This window comes from Micromonospora sp. CNZ303, assembly GCF_004345505.1.
Window position 1 is genome coordinate 113,131 of sequence record NZ_SLVT01000010.1, and the last position, 15,640, is coordinate 128,770.

The window sequence follows — 15,640 nt, forward strand, 5'->3', positions numbered from 1 at the left end:
CTCGGGAACTGCCGTGGGGGCCGGTCGGCAGACCGGCCCCCACGCCGATCAACCGGAACAGGGCGGCTGGAAGGTGGACCAGGGTCCCTTCGGCTTGTTGTCGTCGCCGAACTCGATCAGGGACAGCCCGCAGAGCCCGTCGGCGCCGAGGTGCTTGGTCGCCGAGAACGACAGGGTGAAGTTGCCCTGCCCGAAGGCGGCCTGGTAGCCGGTGATCCCCTGGATCGCCGCGTTGAGCTTGGCCGGGTCGTCCGGGCCGCCGGCCTTCTCGATGGCCAGCTTGAGCAGTTGGACCGAGTCCCACGCCTGCGCGTCGTACGCGGTCACCTCGTAGTCGTCGCCGTTCTTCTCCTTCAGCAGCTTGGTCAGAGCCTGGGTGCGGGGATTCTCCGAGTTGATCGAACCCATGAAGATCAGGCCCTTCAGCGCACCGGCGTTGGCCAGTTTCCAGGAGGACGGCTGGTTGCCGATCGAGGCCAGCGAGAAGCGCGGCTTGCCGGAGAACTGCCTGGCCAGGGTGTTCTGGGCGAGCACCTCGAAGGAGCCGCCTACGCTGGTCACCAGGACGGCGTCCGGGTTGGCGTTCTTGAGTCGGGCCACCTGCGCGGAGAGGTCGGAGGCGTTGGCCGCCCCCTTCTCGGTGGCCACCACCGTGACACAGGAGAGCCCGCCGAGCAGCGACTTGTTGAGCGCGGCGATGGTGGTGGTGTCGTCGGTCAGCACCCCCAGCCTGCTGATGTTCGCCGCCTTGAACGCGCCGCAGTAGACCTCGGCCCAGTCCGCCGTGGTGTTGGCGAGCATGTAGATGAGTTCGTTGTTGGGTGGCTCGACCAGCGTGGCGGTGACGCCGGTCGGCGCGATCGCCGGCAACTTGAGCTGGGTCAGCGTCGACTTGGCCTGCATGATCGCCGCGCTGCCGCTCTGCAGGAGCAGCGCCTTGGCACCCTGGCCGGAGAGCTTCTGCAACACCGCGGGCACCTTGGTCGGGTCACTCTCGTCGTTCTCGACGACGAGGCGTAGCGGCCGGCCGAGCACCCCGCCCTTGTCGTTGATGTCCTGCACCGCCAGCCTGATCGTCTTGCCGGCGATGGTGCTGTAGGACGCGCCCGGGCCGGTGCTGTCCTCGTCCATCCCGATGATGATCGGCGCCCCTGATGCGGAGCCGTCGGTGGGCTTGTCACTGTCGCCGCCACCTGCACCACAGGCGGTGAGGGCCAGCAGGGCCGCCAGACCCGCCGCCAGACCGGTGGAACCAATTCTCGATACGGCCACTGCTATCCCTGCCTTGCCGGTTGTCAGTGATAGGTAGTTGTGGACTGCACGCGCCGGAGCCGGAAGACCGCCCCGGTGCGCCGCCCGGTTACCGCTGTCGCGCCCGCGATGGCACCGATGTTCCGGCGAGACGCCACTCTCTCTTCGCGAAAAACCTAGCAAGCGCTTGGTTGCTCCCCATGATGGTGCCGGCATGACCATGTGTCAAGCACCACAATGCGACGCGCAAGTTACGAAGAAATCAAGAAGGGCGCTCGCCGGCGTCGGGGTTCCGCCGCAGGTCGGAGCCCGATCGGGCGGTATGGGCGCCAACTTCCCCTTCGGCCCGGCGGCCGGGGCGGGGCGGCTTCGGCATCCAGGCGGCCGTCGTCCCGGCAGCGCCGATCGGTCGCCCGTGCGCCGAGGGGCGTCGCGCACGCCAGCCACGCCCCGGCCCGGGCACCCGCCAGGGCGGGCACCCGGGCCGGTGGGCTGTCGCGCCGGCGAAGTTCGCCGGTCAGCGGGGGGCCGGGGTCAGTCGGCGGAGTTCGCCGGTCAGCGGGGGGCCGGGGTCAGTCGGTAGACGGAGAAGACGAAGTCGGGGCAGACCATCTGGCAGGCGGTGCAGCCGGTGCAGCCCGGGGTCAGCTCGGGAAACCGGTAGCCCTTCTCGTTGACCTCGGCGGACATCACCAGCACCTGGGGCGGGCAGGCCAGGACGCAGAGGTCACAGCCCTTGCACTTCTCGGTGTCGATGACCAGGGTGCCCCGGCTGGCCCCGGCGGGGCCCTTCCGCGCCGTCACGGGCGGGCTCCTTCCCTCGTGGCCTGCACGATGCCGAGCAACCGGTCGCCCTCTCCGGTCGCGGGTGGTGGGCTCTCTGCCACGAACACCCCGCGCCGGCGCAACGCCCGCACGGCGTTCTCGGCGGTCATGAGCACGTGGTCGAGACTCGCCGCGGCAGCGGCCTCGGGATCCCCGCCGACCAGCGCGGCATGTTCGCGACACAGCGCCGCCCGCTCGTCGTCCATCGCGTCCTCGATCGAGAACCTCGCCGCGACCGGCACCAGCCCGCTGAAGGTACGCAGCAGCGCGCGCAGGTGCGGGCCGGCGGCGGCGAGATTGACCACCTTGCGGAACTCCCGGGCCAGCCGCTCGAACTCGTCCACCTGGCCGCAGTCGACCAGCGCCTCGATCAGTTTGTCGAGCGTCTCGCGCAGCCCGGCGTCCCCCGAGGCGGCGGCCCGACTGCTGGTCAGTGCGCTGAGCATGCCGTACAGCTCGAACGCCTCACGTACCGTGCCGGCATCGAATTCGGCCACGAACGCGCCCCGGTAGTGCGGCATGCTGACCAGGCCGTCCCGTTCCAGCTGCATCAGCCCTTCCCGGACCGGCACCCGGCTGACACCCAGCGTCGTGGCGATGCCGTCGAGGTCGATCCGGTCCCCGCTGCGCAGCGTGCCGTCGAACAGCAGCCCCAGGATGTAGCCGGCGACGGCCTCGCCCGCCTTCGCCCGCACCAGCGGCGTCATGTGACCAACTCCCCCAGTGGATAGGTCTGTTCCAGTGACCCGCCAAGGTAGCCGGGACCCTCGGCGGTGGGGACGAACCACCCCGTGGGGCACATGGTGAGGATCTCCACCAGGCTGAACCCGGCGCCGGCGAGCTGCGCCTCGAAGGCCTTGCGCAGCATCCGCCTGGTCTGCGCCACCCCGCCGGCGGTGGAGACCGTGCCCCGGGCGACGTACGCCGTCCCCTGAAGGCTGGCGACCAGGTCGGCGACCGGGATCGGGTACCCGTGCGTCTCCGCCTTCCGACCGGCGAGGCTGGTCTTGGTCCGTTGGCCGAGCACGGTGGTCGCGGTGAGCTGGCCACCGGTGTCGCCGAAGACGCCGTTGTTGAGCAGGACGCAGGTGATCCGTTCCCCCCGGGCGGCGGCGTGCAGCACCTCCTGCAACCCCTCGTTGGCCATGTCGCCGTCGCCCTGCATCGTGAAGACGGCGCATTCGGGGCGGACCCGCTTGATGCCGGTGGCGCAGGAGGGCGCCCGCCCGTGCAGGCACTGGAGCACGTCGACGTCCATGATCCGTACGAAGCTGCCGTAGCAGCCGTGCCCGACCACGCCGATCGTCCGCTGCACGATGTCGAGTTCCTGCAACACCTCCAGCAGCAGCCGCAGGGCGACCGGCTCGCCGCACCCGGGACAGAGCGAGTGCTCGCCGAGCAGCAGCGACGGTTTCGGGTCGGCCACCTTGCGGGCGGGCACGGAGGGCGGGCCGGTCGTGTCGATGATGATCTGTTCCCGGGTCATGCGGGGACACCTCCGGTGAGTGCGGCGAGGATCCGGTCGCGGATGACCGGGGCGTCCATCAGGTCGCCGTAGGCGAGGCCGGACTCGGCGATGCTGACCCCGCCGATGAACCGGACGACCGACCGGTCGGCGGCGTGGATGCGTACGTCGTCGAGCATCTGGCCGGCGTTGAGCTCGAACACCAGCACCCGGCGGGCGCCGGTGGTGGCGGCGGCCAGCGCGTCCCCGGGGAACGGCCAGAGCGACACCGGGCGGAACCAGCCGATCCGGTGCCCCTCGGCCCGCAGTTCCTCGACCACGTACTCGACGAAGAGTGCCGCCGTGCCGAAGGCCACCACGACCGTCTCGGCGTCGTCCACGTACGCCTGCTCGAATCGGGCCTCGACGCCGGCGATGGCGTCGAACTTGTCGGCGACGGCCCGCCAGTGCCGGTCCGGGCCGGGCCCGGGATCGGTGGCCTTGCCCATGGCCCAGGTCCAGACCTGCCGGGAGCGGCCGGTGCCGCCGCCGGTGCCGTCGAGCACCCAGTCCCGCGCCGGCAACGGTCCGTGGTCGCGAGGTGCCACGGTGACGGAGACCCGGGTCTGGGCGATCAACGGGTCGCCGTAGAGGATCACCGGCGCGCGGTGCAGCTCGGCGAGATGGAACAGCAACTGGGTGTGCTCGACCGCCTCGGCCACGTCCTTCGGCGCGAGGGTGATGGTCCGGTAGTCGCCCCAGCCCCCACCCCGGGTGCACTGGAAGTAGTCCTGCTGGTTGCGGGCCATGTTGAACACGACGAACGGCGTCTCGTTGAGCGCCGCCTCGGCGATGGTCTCCTGCATGAGGGCGATCCCCTGCCCGCAGGAGCCGGTGGCCGACCGGGTGCCGGCTGCCGCGGCGCCGAGCACCATGTTCGCGCCCTCGATCTCGCTCTCGGCGTTGACACAGACCCCACCGGCTGCGGGCAGTTCGCGCGACATGCTCTCCAGCAGCCCCGTGAACGGTGACATGGGGTAGCCGGCGAAGAAGCGGCAGCCGGCGGTGATCGCGGCGGCGGCGATGGCGGCGCTGCCCTCCAGCAGCTCCCGGGTCACGACGGCACCCCCACCGTGGCGGCGACCGGCACGACCGGCACGGCGGCACCGGCCGCGAGCGCCCGGGCGTTGGCCGGGGCGTGCTGGCGGCGGTACGGCGGCAGCAGCTCGGTCATCGCCTCGACCAGGGCGGCCGGGTCGACCACCCCGGTCACCGCGTTGTACGCCCCGAGCAGGACGAACCCGATCGCCTGCGGCGCGTCGACCGACTTCGCCACGGCGGTGGCGTCCACCGGATGCACCGTCATGGCCGGCAGGCTGCCCGGGTCGACCAGCGGGACGTTGACGACGGCCGGACCGCCGGGGCGCAGCCGGGCCAGGGCCGGCCCGCTGAACCGGTGGTGCACGACGATCGCCGACCAGGCGGCGGCGAGCACCGGCAGGCTCCGCAGCGGCGCGTCACCGATCACCACACCGGCCCGGGACGGGCCGCCGCGCATCTCGCCGCCGTAGTCGGCGGTGAGCATGGCGTAGCGCCCCGCACGGGTCGCGGCGAGGGCGAGGGTCTTGGCGAGCAACTGGATGCCCTGACCACCGACCCCGGTGACCACGAGTTCCCGCTCCATGCGTCCTCCTGAGTTCGGCACTTGACCTGCTTCGGATATTGAATACAAAATCTAATCGCGAGACAAGGGCAGGGTACGAGCCGTCGAGAGGAACCCGATGCGCGCCGCTGTTCTGCACGGCTTCGGAGACCTCCGGGTCGAGGAGGTGCCCGATCCGCAGGCCGGCCCGGGCGAGGTGCTGATAGACGTCTGCTGCGTACAGCCGAGCGTGACCGAGTGCATGCTGATCGCCGGCGAACCGGTCGCCCTGCACCGCCGGCTGGCCGACGCGCTGGCCACCGGGCCGGTCCGCTTCGGCGGCCACGAGTTCTGCGGCGTGGTGCGGGCGGTCGGCCCCGGGGTGCGCCGGTACCGGCCGGGTGACCGCGTCACCGCCGTCGAGACCCTGGTCTGCGGAGACTGCGCCGCCTGCCGGAACGGCCGCACGGACGCCTGCGTCCGGCCCGAGTTCATCGGCTTCACCCGGCCGGGGGCCCTGGCCGAACGACTGGTCGTACCCGAGACGGCCGTGGTGCCCGTCCCACCCGGGGTGAGTGCGGCCGCCGCGGCGGCGATCCAACCGCTGGCCGGGGCGCTGCACGCGCACGCACTGGCGGCCGTCGCGCCGGGCGAGACGGTGCTGGTCCTCGGCGCCGGGGTGATGGGCCTGCTGGCGATCCAGGTCGCCCGCCGGGGCAACGCCGGCCTGGTCGCGGTCAGCGGCCGGAGCCCCGCCAAACTCGCCCTGGCCCGGCGGTTCGGGGCCGATCTGGTCATCGACGCCGCGGCGGCCGGCGCCGACGCGGCGGACCCGGTGCTGGCGGCGGTCCACGACGCGACCGGGGGGATCGGCGCGGACGTGGTGATCGAGACGGCCGGCGGGTCGCCGAGGCTCGGGTTGTCCGGTCCGGACACCCTGGAGCTGGCCGCCCGCTGCGCCCGCCGGGGCGGTCGGGTCGTCGGCGTCTCGGTACTGCCGGACGACGTGCCGGCGTCCCTCGGCCTGCTGCGCGAACGGTCGGTCTCCCTGCTGCACCCCCGCTCCGGAGCCGGCGGCTACTCCCCGTCCGGTAGCGTCTTCGCACACGCCCTGCGCCTGGTCGCCCGGGGCGACGTCGAGGTGGAGCCGCTGATCACCCACCGGTCGACCGGGATCGAGGCGATACCCGAGGCGGTGCGGGTCACCCGGGACAAGGCCGCGCACGGGGCGATCAATCCGGTCCAGGTCCGCCTCGATGTCGATTGGGGGCGGCCGTGAGCCTGCTGATCGGGGAGATCGTCCGGCTGGCCGCCCGGATGACACCGACCGCCGTGGCGGCCACCCTGGGCGGGCGGCGGATCACCTTCGGCGAGCTGGACCGACAGGCGAACCGGACCGCGCACGCGCTCGCCGGCCTGGGGGTGCGGGCCGGCGACCGGGTGGCCTGGTCGACCGCACCGACCCTGCGTACCCTCGACGGTTTTCTGGGCTGTGCCCGCCTCGGCGCCGTCTTCGTGCCGGTCAACCCGGCCCTGTCCGCCACCGAGGCCGAGGCCGTGCTCGCCTACCTGGAGCCCCGGCTGCTGGTCACCGACCGCCCCGACGGGCCGGCGGGCGTGCCGCTCGCACACGTCGGCGGCGGGCCGGGGGCGGGCGCCGACCTGGACGCGCTCGCCGCCGGCGCCGCGGCCGACGCGCCGGCCGGCGCCGAACGGCTGGCCGACACCGATCCGCACATCATCTACCTGACCAGTGGCAGCACCGGCCAGCCCAAGGGCGCGCTGGTCAGCCACCGGGCGAGCTGGCTGCGCGCCGCGCCCGGCGGCGGCACCTTCACCGCCGCGATCCGGGGCCCGGGCGGGGTGCTGTGCAGCTTTCCGCTCTACCACTACGGCGGCTGGCACTACGTGCTGGAGGCATGGCAGAACCGCACGGCCGTGCATCTGGTGCCCCGAGCCGACGCGACCCGGCTCATCGACGTGGTGCGCGCCGAACGACCGGCGGCCCTGTACTGCATCCCGGCGGTCTGGGAGCGGCTGCTCGACCCCGAGCACCGCCGGGCCGACCTCTCCTCGCTGCGGCACGCCGACACCGGCACCTCGGCCGTGCCGGTCGAGCTGGTCGAGCGGATCAAGCGCCGGCTGCCCGGCACCACCACGACCATCCTGTACGGCTCCACCGAGGCCGGTCGGATGGCCGCGCTGCCCGACGCGGACCTGGCCCGCAAGCCCGGCAGCGTCGGCCGCCCGGCCTTCCCCAGCGCACTCTGGGTCGCGGCGCCGGGGGCCGGGCAGGTCGGCGAGGTGCGGGTGACCGGGCCGGCGCTGATGTCGGGCTACCACCGGCTGCCGGCGGAGACGGCGGCGGCCCTGCCGGACGGCGTCTACCGCTCGGGCGACCTCGGCCACCTCGACGAGGAGGGGTACCTGCACCTGACCGGCCGGGTCCGGGAGGTGATCCGCACCGGGGGCGAGTCCGTCTCCCCGGTGGAGGTCGAGGGGGCCCTGCGCGACCTGGCCGGCGTCGCCGACGTGGCCGTGGTCGGTCTGCCCGACCCGCGCTGGGGCGAGGTGGTCTGCGCGGTGCTGGTGCTGGCGCCCGGCGCGACCCGGCCGGACGTCGAGACGGTCCGTCGCCACGTCTCCGGTCGCCTGGCCGGCTTCAAGCAGCCCCGCCGGGTGGTCGTGCTGCCCGCCATCCCCCGCACCGCCGCCACCGGTCAGGTGCAGCGCTCCCGGATCCGCGAGTCGTTGCAGTCCTGAGCCGTCCCTCGTGGGCCCGGCGCTCGCGTGGACCGGCCGGTGGCCGCCGCTGATCCGGTGAGTGACGACGGGGGCCGCGGCGCGCCGGTCAGCCGGTGCGCAGCCGGGCGCGCAGCTCGGCCTTGGCGATCTTGCCGCCGGAGCCGCGTGGCAGTTCGTCGACGAGTTCCAGCCGCTCCGGCCAGTTCTCCGGGGACACCCCCCGGTCGGCGAGGTGCGTCCGCAGCCCGTCCAGGTCCAGCGTGGCGCCGGGACGCGGCACCACCACCGCGCAGACCCGCTCGCCGTACGTCGGATCGGGCACCGCCACCGCCGCCACCAGGGCGACGGCCGGGTGGGTGCCGACCTGGTCCTCGACGGCCGCCGCGCTGACGTTCTTGCCGCCCCGGATGATGAAGTCCTGCTTGCGGTCGACCACCCGCAGGTAGCCCCGCTCGTCGGCGGTGCAGATGTCCCCCGTCAGCATCCAGCCGTCCGGGGTGAAGAGGCGCTCGTTGGCCTCCGGGTCGGCGAAGTAGCCCAGACAGGTGGCCGGGCCGGCGCAGGCCGCCTGCCCGGGGCCACCCGTGGCGGTGACGTCGGTGCCGTCCTCGGCGAGGAGCCGCACCCGCATCTCCTCGATCGCCCGACCCGCCGTGCGCAGCCGGGCGTCGATCCCGTCGTCCACGGTGGTACGCGAGAGCGCTCCGGTCTCGTTCGAGCCGAAGAACTGCAACACCTGGGCACCGGTACGGCGCTCGAAGTCGGCCGCCCGCGCGAACGGCACCGCCTCGCCACCGGTGAACATGCACCGCAGCGAGCTGAGGTCGTACCGGCCCGGGTCGGCGTTGAGCATCATGATGAACTGCGTGCTGACGCAGCAGAGCACGGTGACCCGTTCCCGCTCGATCAACTCCAGCGCGCCGGCGGCGCTGAACCGGGGCATCACCACGGTCGGCGCGCCGAGCAGGGTGGGCGTGAAGTTGGCCGTCCACTGGGCGAAGCCGTACGGGGCGGGGATCAGGGTGAGGAAGACGTCGTCGCCGGTGAGCGCGCCCGCCTCGACGGCGAGCTGGTGGTAGTACATCCACCGGTTCTGGTTGTGCACCACGCACTTGGGCATGCCGGTGGTCCCGGAAGTGCCGTTGAGCAGGTGGATCTCGCCCAGGCCCAGGGTCCGCCCGGCGAGCAGTCGACGTTCGACGTCCGTCGGCGCCGGCCAACCCACGTCGGCCAGCGTGGCCGGCAACTCCAACCGTACGGTCAGCGGCAGCCCGTCCACCAGCTCGGCGGCCGGACTCCCCCGGTGCTCAGCGAGACTGACCAGCGCGGTGGCGCCGCTGACGGTGAGCAGGTGCCGAACCTCCAGCCGACCGGCGCGCGGCCCGACCGCCACCACCACGACGCCGGCCTTCAGCGCCGCCAGGTACGCGACGTGCACCAGCACCCCGTCGGGGAGCAGCACCCCGACCCGCTCGCCGCGGGCGAGGCCCTGGCGGAGCAGTACCGCGGCGAGCCGGTCGGAGAGATCGTCGAGCTGCCGCCAACTGACCCGCTCGGTGCCGGCGACGAAGGCGGGCCGTCCGCCGATGGCGCCGGCGTGCCGGCGTACCCGGTCGACCAGGGTGTCCGCGCCCCAGCGACCCACCTCGGCCAGCCGGTCCGCGACGTAGCGCTCGTGGGCGCTGCCGGGGGCCGGGGCCGTGCCGGGCGGATAGAGAGCCGAGACCTGGTTCACCTGCACCGCCCCCTACCAAACAAGCGCTTGTTTATGGCATTCTGTGGCCGGACAGCGAGACGTGTCAAGGAGGCGGGATGCGGATCTGGCGGACCTCGGCGGCGGCCGACCTGTTGACCGTGGCGGTCGAACTCGGCGAACGGACCCACCGGTCCTTCGAGGTCGGTGCGGGAATGCTCACCGACCACGTGCCCGGTTCCCCGTCGGTGCTCTCCACCCCGGCTCTGATCGGGCTGCTGGAGGACACCGCCGCCGACATCCTGCGCCCCCGCTTCACCCCCGGCGCCGCCTCGGTCGGCACCTGGATCGGAGTGCATCACCGCTCCCCGGCACTGGCCGGGGAGCGGGTGGACGTGGTGGCGACGGTCGCCGTCGTGGCCGGCCGACGGGTCACCTTCGACGTGACCGCGTCGGTCGGCGGACGAACCGTCGGCGACGGCCAGGTCACGCAGACCCTGATCCGGGCCGCCGGGCACTGAGCCGGCCCACGTCCGCCGTCCGTCGCGACCGCGCCGTCGCCGACCTCGCCGCCCGACGGGCCGGCCCGCCGTCGACCGCTCAGAGCAGCGCCCGCAGGGCCGACTTGTCGACCTTGCCACCGGCACCCAGTGGCAGCACGGGCAGCCCGACCAGCCGCTCCGGCCAGTTGACCTTGGAAACGCCCGCCGCCTCCAGGTGGACCCGCAACTCGTCCAGGGTCAGCCCGGTGCCGTCGCGGGTGACCACGAAGGCGCAGACCCGCTCCCCCAGCACCTCGTCGGGCATGCCGACCACCGCGACCTGGGCCACGCTCGGATGTCCGCCCACGGCCTCCTCGACCACCGGGGCGCTCACGTTGTGCCCGCCCCGGATGATGAAGTCCGCCGTCCGCCCGGTGATCGAGAGGTACCCGTCGGCGTCCAGCCGCCCCAGGTCTCCGGTGCGCAGCCAGCCGTCCGGGCGGAACAGCAGGCGGTTGGCCGGCTCGTCCCGGAAGTATCCGGAGGTGCAGCCGGGACCGTTCACCGCCACCTGGCCCGGCCCCTCGGTCACCGGGTCACCGTCCGGGTCGAGCAGGCGCAGCCGCATCGCCGGGACCGGCCGACCGGCCGTCCCCAGCCGCGCCGGACGAGGGTCGGCCACCCGGGTCACCGAGATCGGCCCGGCCTCGTTGGAGCCGTAGAACTGCAGGACCGCGCAGCCGGTCCGCTCCTCGAACTCCTCCGCCCGGTGCCGCGGCACCCGCTCTCCGCCGGTGAAGAGCACCCGCAGCGAGCCGAGGTCGCGCCGGGCGAACGCCTCGTGGTTCAACATCATGATGAACTGGCTGGTCACGGCGGCGAGAACGGTCACCCGGTGTCGTTCGATCAGGTCCAGCGTCCCGGCCGGGTCGAACTCGGCGGTCAGCACCGTGGCGAACCGGTACCGGGCGGGCATGACGTGGGCGCTCCAGAGACCGAAGCCGTACGGCGCGGGCAGCGCGCTCAGCACCACCTCGTCCGGGCCGAACGCACCGGCCTCGGCGGCCAGTCCGGCGAAGTACTTGCGCACGTTCATGCTCTGCCGCACGCACTTGGGCCGCCCGGTGGTGCCCGAGGTGGAGTTGAGGAAGAACAGGTCGTCCGGGCCGAGACCCCGGCCGGCGAGCAGCCCGACCGCCTGCGCCACCGTCGGCACCGCGAGCGGTACGCCGGCCCGGCGCAGCACCGGCACCGCGTCGACCAGGTCCAGTTCCAGGTGCTCGGGAGCCCCGGTGAGCCGGGCGATCTCCCCGGCGGGTCGTCCCCGGTGGCTGGACCGGCTGACCAGCGCGACCGCGGCGGTGTGCCGCAGCAGATGGCTGATCTCGGCGTCCCCGGCGCGGGGGCTCAGCCCCACTGTCACCAGCCCGGCCCTCTGCGCGGCCAGGTACGCGACGTGGGTGAGCGCGCCACCGGTGAGCAGCACGGCCAGCGGTTGCCCCGGCGTCCAGCCGGCGAGCACGTACGCCCCGGCCAGCCGGGTCGCCGCCGCGTCGTACTCGCGCCAGGTCAGCGCCCCCTCCGGGGCGTGGAAGGCGATCCCGTCCGGCGCGGCGACGGCGTTGCGCGCCACCAGATCGGCGATCGTGTCGGCGTCCCACGAACCGTCGGCGTAGTACCGCTCGATCGTCGCCGAGGAGAACTCAGGCACCTGCTCCACCGTCCATTCGCAGCACCGCTCCGGTGGCGAACCTCGCCTCCGGTGAACCGAGGTAGGCGATCGCGGCGGCGATCTCCTCCGGCTGGGACACCGGCGGGTCGACCAGTGCCCGGCCGTGTGCCAGCAGTCGAGGGTCGGCCCCCGGCACGGGTGTCAGGTTCCGGGTCAACGCCGTGTCGATCGATCCGGGGCAGACACAGGTGACCCGGACCCCGGTGAGCGCGTACTCCACCGCGAGCGCCCGGGTCAACGCGACCACCCCGCCCTTGGCCGCCGAGTAGGCGGCGCTGTACCGGTAGCCACGCACTCCGGCCAGGGACGCGACCGTGACCAGCGCGCCCCGCCGCGCGCTCAGGTGCGGCAGCGCCGCCCGCGCGGTCAGGAAGGTGCCGGTCAGGTTGACCGCGAGCAAGCGGTCCCACTCGGCGAGCGCTACGTCGGTGGTGTGGCCGAAGGAGGCGACCCCGGCGGCGGTCACCACCAGGTCGATGCCGCCACCCCAGTCGACCGCCCGGTCGACCGCCTCGGCGACGCCCGCCTCGTCCCGGACGTCCACCGCGATCGCCAGGCCGACCGGGCCGAGGTCGGCGTCGTCGGCGAGCAGGTCGAGGCAGGCGACGCGGGCACCCTCGGCCGCGAGGCGGCGGGCCGTGGCCCGGCCCAACCCGCTGGCGGCGCCGGTGACCAGCGCGACCCTGCCCTCGTACCGGCCGTTCATCGGTCCACCGCACCGCCACCGGACGGGACGTCCGGGCCCGACCCGTGGGTGACCACGCTCAGGTCGGGCACCTCCGAGCGCGGGACCGCCCGGACCAGGGACACCGACCTGCGCCGGGAACCCCGGGCACCAGTCTCGATGGTCGTTCCGGAGCGCAGCTCCGCCACGACGTCGCCCTCGGTCATCCGCTTGTCAGCCATCGCCGCCTTCTCGCCGCCGGTCCGCCCGGCCATCTGCGGTCGCCCCGCGACCCGGCGCACGTCAGCGCGACTCGATCCGTGGAGGCACGCGAAATAACTTACCAAGCGCTTGGTTGGTTACGCTACCCTGTACGACGAGCGGCACGACCTGTCGATGCCGCCGGTACACTCCGGAGGCCGTCCGGCGGGAGGACCCGTCGGACGTCCAACGACCAAGGCCCCTGTTCCGTCGAGTCCGTCTGTGAGAAAACATGGCGCGAGAGCCTGGAGTCCGGCGCGAGGCGATCCTCGCCAGTGCCGCCGCACTGTTCGCCAGGAAGGGCGTGGCGGCGACCACGGTCCGGCAGATCGCCGACGACGTCGGCATCCTCTCCGGCAGCCTCTACCACCACTTCGACTCCAAGGAGACGATGGTCGACGAGATCGTCTCCTCCTTCCTCAAGGACCTCCAGCACCGGTACGAGCAGGTCCTGGCCGAGGAGATCGGCGCCCGCCAGCGCCTGCACGACCTGATCGTCGCGTCCCTCGAGGTGGTGGAGGCGCACCCGCACGCCACCGAGATCTACCAGAACGACGTCAACTTCCTGCTCCAGTTCGACCGGTTCGACTACCTGCGCAACGCCGGTCGCCAGGTGCAGAACGTCTGGCTCACGGTGATCGAGGCGGGCATCGCGGAGGGCACCTTCCGGGCCGACGTCGATCCGAAGATTCTCTACCGCCTGATGCGAGACGCGGTGTGGTTGTCCGTCCGCTGGTTCAAGCCCAGCGCGGACCACCCGATCTCCAGCCTGGCCGAGGACTGCACGTCACTCTTCCTGGACGGCCTGACCAGCCGCCCCAAGGACTGACGGCCACGAGATTGCGGCCGGGCCCGGTCACGGCTGCTGGCGCAGGTCACCGGCGAACGCCTCGGCCACCGCCGCGACCGTCCACTCCGGCAGGCGCACGGCGACGGCCGTGCGCGGCGGCTGCACCAGCGACAGTTCGTCGCCGTCGACCCGGACGATCCGGCCCGAGATCCCCGCCGCCGCGTCGGAGAGCAGGTGCACCACGGCCGGCGCGTTGCTCGCCGGCGTCTTGCCCACGTTCTGCCCACGGGCCCGGGCGCCCAGATGCCGCTCGAAGGCGTCCGCCATCCGCGTGTGCGCGTTGGGCGAGACCGCGTTGACGCGTACCTGCGTGTCGGCCAGGTCCGCCGCCCAGCACCAGGTCAGCGAGGCGACGCCACCCTTGCTGGCACCGTACGCGGCGAGGGCGGCCGTGCCGGACTGGGAGCCGGAGGTCACGTTCACCACCGAGCCGGCGCCGCCCTGCTTGAGCATCGCGCGGATCGCGTGCAGTCCGCAGTAGGCGGTGCCGAGCAGGTTCACCTCCAGCACCCGGCGGAACTCCTCGGGATCCTGCTCCCGGGGATCGGCCAGCCGGAACAGCCCGGCGTTGTTGACCAGTCCGTCCACCCGCCCGTACGCGCGACGACAGTTGTCGATCAACCGGCCGGCGCCGGCCCAGGTGGCGATGTCCGAGTCGTCGGCCAGCGCCCCGATCGCCCCGGCCACCGACGCGGCGGCCGCCGCGTCGACATCGTTGACCACCACCGAGGCGCCCTCGGCGGCGGCGAGTCGGGCGTAGGCCTCGCCGAGGCCACGCCCGGCGCCGGTGATCACGACGGCCTTGCCGGCCAGCACGCCCGGCGTCACGAGAGCCGCTCGATGATCAGCGCCATTCCCTGTCCGCCGGCGGTGCACATGGTGACCAGTCCGAACTGCCGGTCGCGGAAGCGCAGCGCGTTGATCAGGGTGGTCGTCATCCGGGCCCCGGTCATGCCGAACGGGTGCCCGACCGCGATCGCTCCGCCATGGACGTTGAGCCGGTCCAGGTCGATGCCGAGCATCCGGTAGCTCGGGATCACCTGGGCCGCGAACGCCTCGTTCATCTCGACCAGGTCGATGTCGCTGATGGTGAGCCCGGCGTTGGCCAGCGCCCGCTGGGTGGCCTGCACCGGGCCGAGGCCCATGATCTCCGGGCTGAGCGCGGAGACTCCGGTGGCGACCACCCGGGCCAGGGGGGTCTGGCCGAGCTCGCGGGCGCGGATGTCGCTGAGCACCACCAGCGCGGCGGCGCCGTCGTTGAGCGGGCAACAGTTCGCCGCGGTGACCGTGCCGTCCGGCCGGAAGACCGGCTTCAGGGCGCCGATCTTCTCCAGGGTGACGCCCGCACGCGGGCCGTCGTCACGGTCGACGACCGTGCCGTCGGGCAGGGTGACCGGCGTGATGTCGGTGGCCCAGAAGCCGTCCGCGATCGCCTTCTCGGCCAGGTTCTGGCTGCGGACGGCGAACTCGTCCTGCTCGCGGCGGCTGACCCGGCAGTGCTGGGCCACGTTCTCCGCGGTGTGTCCCATGGCGATGTAGACGTCCGGCTCCGCACCGGCGGACCTCGGGTCTGACCAGTCCGCGCCGCCGCCCCGGGCACGGGCGGCGGTGCGCTCCTCGGCGACGGCGTAGCGGGGGTGGTGGGTGCCGGGCATGCCGTCGGCCTTGCCGCGGTCGTAGCGGGAGACCATCTCCACCCCCGCCGAGAGGAAGGCGTGCCCCTCCCCCGCCCTGATCGCGTGCAGAGCCATCCGGGTGGTCTGCACCGACGAGGCGCAGTAACGCTGCACCACGGCGCCGGGCACCCCGTCCAGGCCGAGTCGCACGGCGAGCGTCCGGGCCAGGTTGTAGCCCTGCTCGCCGGCCGGCTGCGCGCACCCGAGCAGCACGTCGTCCAGCGTCCGCGGGTCCAGCGCGGGGACCTGCGCCAGGGCCGCACGGGCGATGTCGGCGATCAGGTCGTCGGCGCGCACGCCGACCAGCGAGCCCTTGCCGGCGCGCCCGATCGGTGAGCGGGCCGCGGCGACGATGACGGCTTCTGGCATCGGTTG

16 protein-coding genes are annotated in these 15,640 nt (G+C 73.2%); 4 read left to right on the top strand and 12 right to left on the bottom strand.

Annotation, left to right across the window (positions count from 1 at the left end; genetic code table 11):
• Nucleotides 1-48: 48 nt before the first annotated feature.
• The 6 genes from EV374_RS17565 to EV374_RS17590 all read right to left on the bottom strand — a co-directional run bounded on the left by EV374_RS17565 (nucleotide 49) and on the right by EV374_RS17590 (nucleotide 5,204).
• Entirely contained in the window at nucleotides 49-1,473 is a 1,425-nt protein-coding gene (locus tag EV374_RS17565; protein ID WP_486485812.1) for an ABC transporter substrate-binding protein, read from the bottom strand.
• A 333-nt stretch (nucleotides 1,474-1,806) separates the two neighbouring features.
• Complete coding sequence (locus EV374_RS17570) at nucleotides 1,807-2,055, bottom strand: 4Fe-4S dicluster domain-containing protein (RefSeq protein ID WP_132236679.1); 249 nt, start codon at nucleotides 2,053-2,055, stop codon at nucleotides 1,807-1,809.
• Nucleotides 2,052-2,783: a GntR family transcriptional regulator gene (locus EV374_RS17575; RefSeq protein ID WP_132236681.1), complete on the bottom strand. Its 732-nt coding sequence runs from the start codon at nucleotides 2,781-2,783 to the stop codon at nucleotides 2,052-2,054. Before EV374_RS17575 ends, EV374_RS17570 begins: the two co-directional genes overlap by 4 nt.
• Nucleotides 2,780-3,562: a thiamine pyrophosphate-dependent enzyme gene (locus EV374_RS17580; RefSeq protein WP_132236683.1), complete on the bottom strand. Its 783-nt coding sequence runs from the start codon at nucleotides 3,560-3,562 to the stop codon at nucleotides 2,780-2,782. The genes EV374_RS17575 and EV374_RS17580 overlap by 4 nt, the downstream gene beginning before the upstream one ends.
• Nucleotides 3,559-4,638 carry a hypothetical protein gene (locus tag EV374_RS17585; RefSeq protein WP_132236685.1) on the bottom strand — a complete coding sequence of 360 codons (1,080 nt, stop codon included), beginning with the start codon at nucleotides 4,636-4,638 and terminating at the stop codon, nucleotides 3,559-3,561. Before EV374_RS17585 ends, EV374_RS17580 begins: the two co-directional genes overlap by 4 nt.
• Nucleotides 4,635-5,204: a 2-oxoacid:ferredoxin oxidoreductase family protein gene (locus tag EV374_RS17590; protein WP_132236687.1), complete on the bottom strand. Its 570-nt coding sequence runs from the start codon at nucleotides 5,202-5,204 to the stop codon at nucleotides 4,635-4,637. Before EV374_RS17590 ends, EV374_RS17585 begins: the two co-directional genes overlap by 4 nt.
• Before the next feature lie 97 nt (nucleotides 5,205-5,301).
• On the opposite strand from EV374_RS17590, the gene EV374_RS17595 reads away from it, so the two are divergent.
• Both EV374_RS17595 and EV374_RS17600 read left to right on the top strand, forming a co-directional pair.
• The gene (locus tag EV374_RS17595; RefSeq protein WP_132236689.1) at nucleotides 5,302-6,441 is read left to right on the top strand and encodes an alcohol dehydrogenase catalytic domain-containing protein; all 1,140 of its coding nucleotides are present in this window, start codon (nucleotides 5,302-5,304) and stop codon (nucleotides 6,439-6,441) included.
• Nucleotides 6,438-7,925, top strand: a complete 1,488-nt coding sequence (locus EV374_RS17600; RefSeq protein WP_132236691.1) for an AMP-binding protein — start codon at nucleotides 6,438-6,440, stop codon at nucleotides 7,923-7,925. The genes EV374_RS17595 and EV374_RS17600 overlap by 4 nt, the downstream gene beginning before the upstream one ends.
• Before the next feature lie 88 nt (nucleotides 7,926-8,013).
• Here the strand turns inward: EV374_RS17600 and EV374_RS17605 are convergent, their stop codons facing one another.
• Entirely contained in the window at nucleotides 8,014-9,642 is a 1,629-nt protein-coding gene (locus EV374_RS17605; RefSeq protein ID WP_207914295.1) for a class I adenylate-forming enzyme family protein, read from the bottom strand.
• Between the two features lie 77 nt (nucleotides 9,643-9,719).
• Here EV374_RS17605 and EV374_RS17610 point away from each other — a divergent pair, with 77 nt between their 5' ends.
• Complete coding sequence (locus EV374_RS17610; protein ID WP_132236693.1) at nucleotides 9,720-10,121, top strand: thioesterase, FlK family; 402 nt, start codon at nucleotides 9,720-9,722, stop codon at nucleotides 10,119-10,121.
• 79 nt (nucleotides 10,122-10,200) lie between these two features.
• On the opposite strand, the gene EV374_RS17615 is transcribed toward EV374_RS17610, so the two are convergent.
• Genes EV374_RS17615 through EV374_RS17625 form a run of 3 tightly spaced genes read right to left on the bottom strand, consistent with a single transcriptional unit; the run spans nucleotide 10,201 to nucleotide 12,720 of the window.
• Nucleotides 10,201-11,793 (bottom strand): class I adenylate-forming enzyme family protein, encoded by a 1,593-nt coding sequence (locus tag EV374_RS17615; protein WP_165947817.1) that lies wholly within the window; start codon nucleotides 11,791-11,793, stop codon nucleotides 10,201-10,203.
• Nucleotides 11,786-12,520 carry an SDR family oxidoreductase gene (locus EV374_RS17620; RefSeq protein ID WP_132236697.1) on the bottom strand — a complete coding sequence of 245 codons (735 nt, stop codon included), beginning with the start codon at nucleotides 12,518-12,520 and terminating at the stop codon, nucleotides 11,786-11,788. The genes EV374_RS17615 and EV374_RS17620 overlap by 8 nt, the downstream gene beginning before the upstream one ends.
• Nucleotides 12,517-12,720, bottom strand: coding sequence for a hypothetical protein (locus tag EV374_RS17625; RefSeq protein ID WP_132236699.1), 204 nt, complete (start codon nucleotides 12,718-12,720; stop codon nucleotides 12,517-12,519). Before EV374_RS17625 ends, EV374_RS17620 begins: the two co-directional genes overlap by 4 nt.
• 251 nt (nucleotides 12,721-12,971) lie before the next feature.
• Between EV374_RS17625 and EV374_RS17630 the strand changes: the two genes are divergently transcribed.
• Entirely contained in the window at nucleotides 12,972-13,568 is a 597-nt protein-coding gene (locus tag EV374_RS17630) for a TetR/AcrR family transcriptional regulator (RefSeq protein WP_132236701.1), read from the top strand.
• A 27-nt stretch (nucleotides 13,569-13,595) separates the two neighbouring features.
• Here EV374_RS17630 and EV374_RS17635 read toward each other — a convergent pair whose 3' ends face one another.
• Both EV374_RS17635 and EV374_RS17640 read right to left on the bottom strand, forming a co-directional pair.
• The gene (locus tag EV374_RS17635; protein ID WP_207914297.1) at nucleotides 13,596-14,417 is read right to left on the bottom strand and encodes an SDR family oxidoreductase; all 822 of its coding nucleotides are present in this window, start codon (nucleotides 14,415-14,417) and stop codon (nucleotides 13,596-13,598) included.
• Nucleotides 14,414-15,634, bottom strand: a complete 1,221-nt coding sequence (locus EV374_RS17640) for an acetyl-CoA C-acetyltransferase (protein WP_132236703.1) — start codon at nucleotides 15,632-15,634, stop codon at nucleotides 14,414-14,416. Before EV374_RS17640 ends, EV374_RS17635 begins: the two co-directional genes overlap by 4 nt.
• Nucleotides 15,635-15,640 lie beyond the last annotated feature (6 nt).

What these genes read in the sequence shown, in the direction of transcription:
- EV374_RS17575 (WP_132236681.1), bottom strand. Translation starts at nt 2,783, where the DNA reads ATGACGCCGCTGGTGCGGGCGAAGGCGGGCGAGGCCGTCGCCGGCTAC.
- EV374_RS17595 (WP_132236689.1), top strand. Translation starts at nt 5,302, where the DNA reads ATGCGCGCCGCTGTTCTGCACGGCTTCGGAGACCTCCGGGTCGAGGAG.
- EV374_RS17610 (WP_132236693.1), top strand. Translation starts at nt 9,720, where the DNA reads ATGCGGATCTGGCGGACCTCGGCGGCGGCCGACCTGTTGACCGTGGCG.
- EV374_RS17565 (WP_486485812.1), bottom strand. Translation starts at nt 1,473, where the DNA reads ATGGTCATGCCGGCACCATCATGGGGAGCAACCAAGCGCTTGCTAGGT.
- EV374_RS17625 (WP_132236699.1), bottom strand. Translation starts at nt 12,720, where the DNA reads ATGGCTGACAAGCGGATGACCGAGGGCGACGTCGTGGCGGAGCTGCGC.
- EV374_RS17620 (WP_132236697.1), bottom strand. Translation starts at nt 12,520, where the DNA reads ATGAACGGCCGGTACGAGGGCAGGGTCGCGCTGGTCACCGGCGCCGCC.
- EV374_RS17640 (WP_132236703.1), bottom strand. Translation starts at nt 15,634, where the DNA reads ATGCCAGAAGCCGTCATCGTCGCCGCGGCCCGCTCACCGATCGGGCGC.
- EV374_RS17580 (WP_132236683.1), bottom strand. Translation starts at nt 3,562, where the DNA reads ATGACCCGGGAACAGATCATCATCGACACGACCGGCCCGCCCTCCGTG.
- EV374_RS17630 (WP_132236701.1), top strand. Translation starts at nt 12,972, where the DNA reads ATGGCGCGAGAGCCTGGAGTCCGGCGCGAGGCGATCCTCGCCAGTGCC.
- EV374_RS17590 (WP_132236687.1), bottom strand. Translation starts at nt 5,204, where the DNA reads ATGGAGCGGGAACTCGTGGTCACCGGGGTCGGTGGTCAGGGCATCCAG.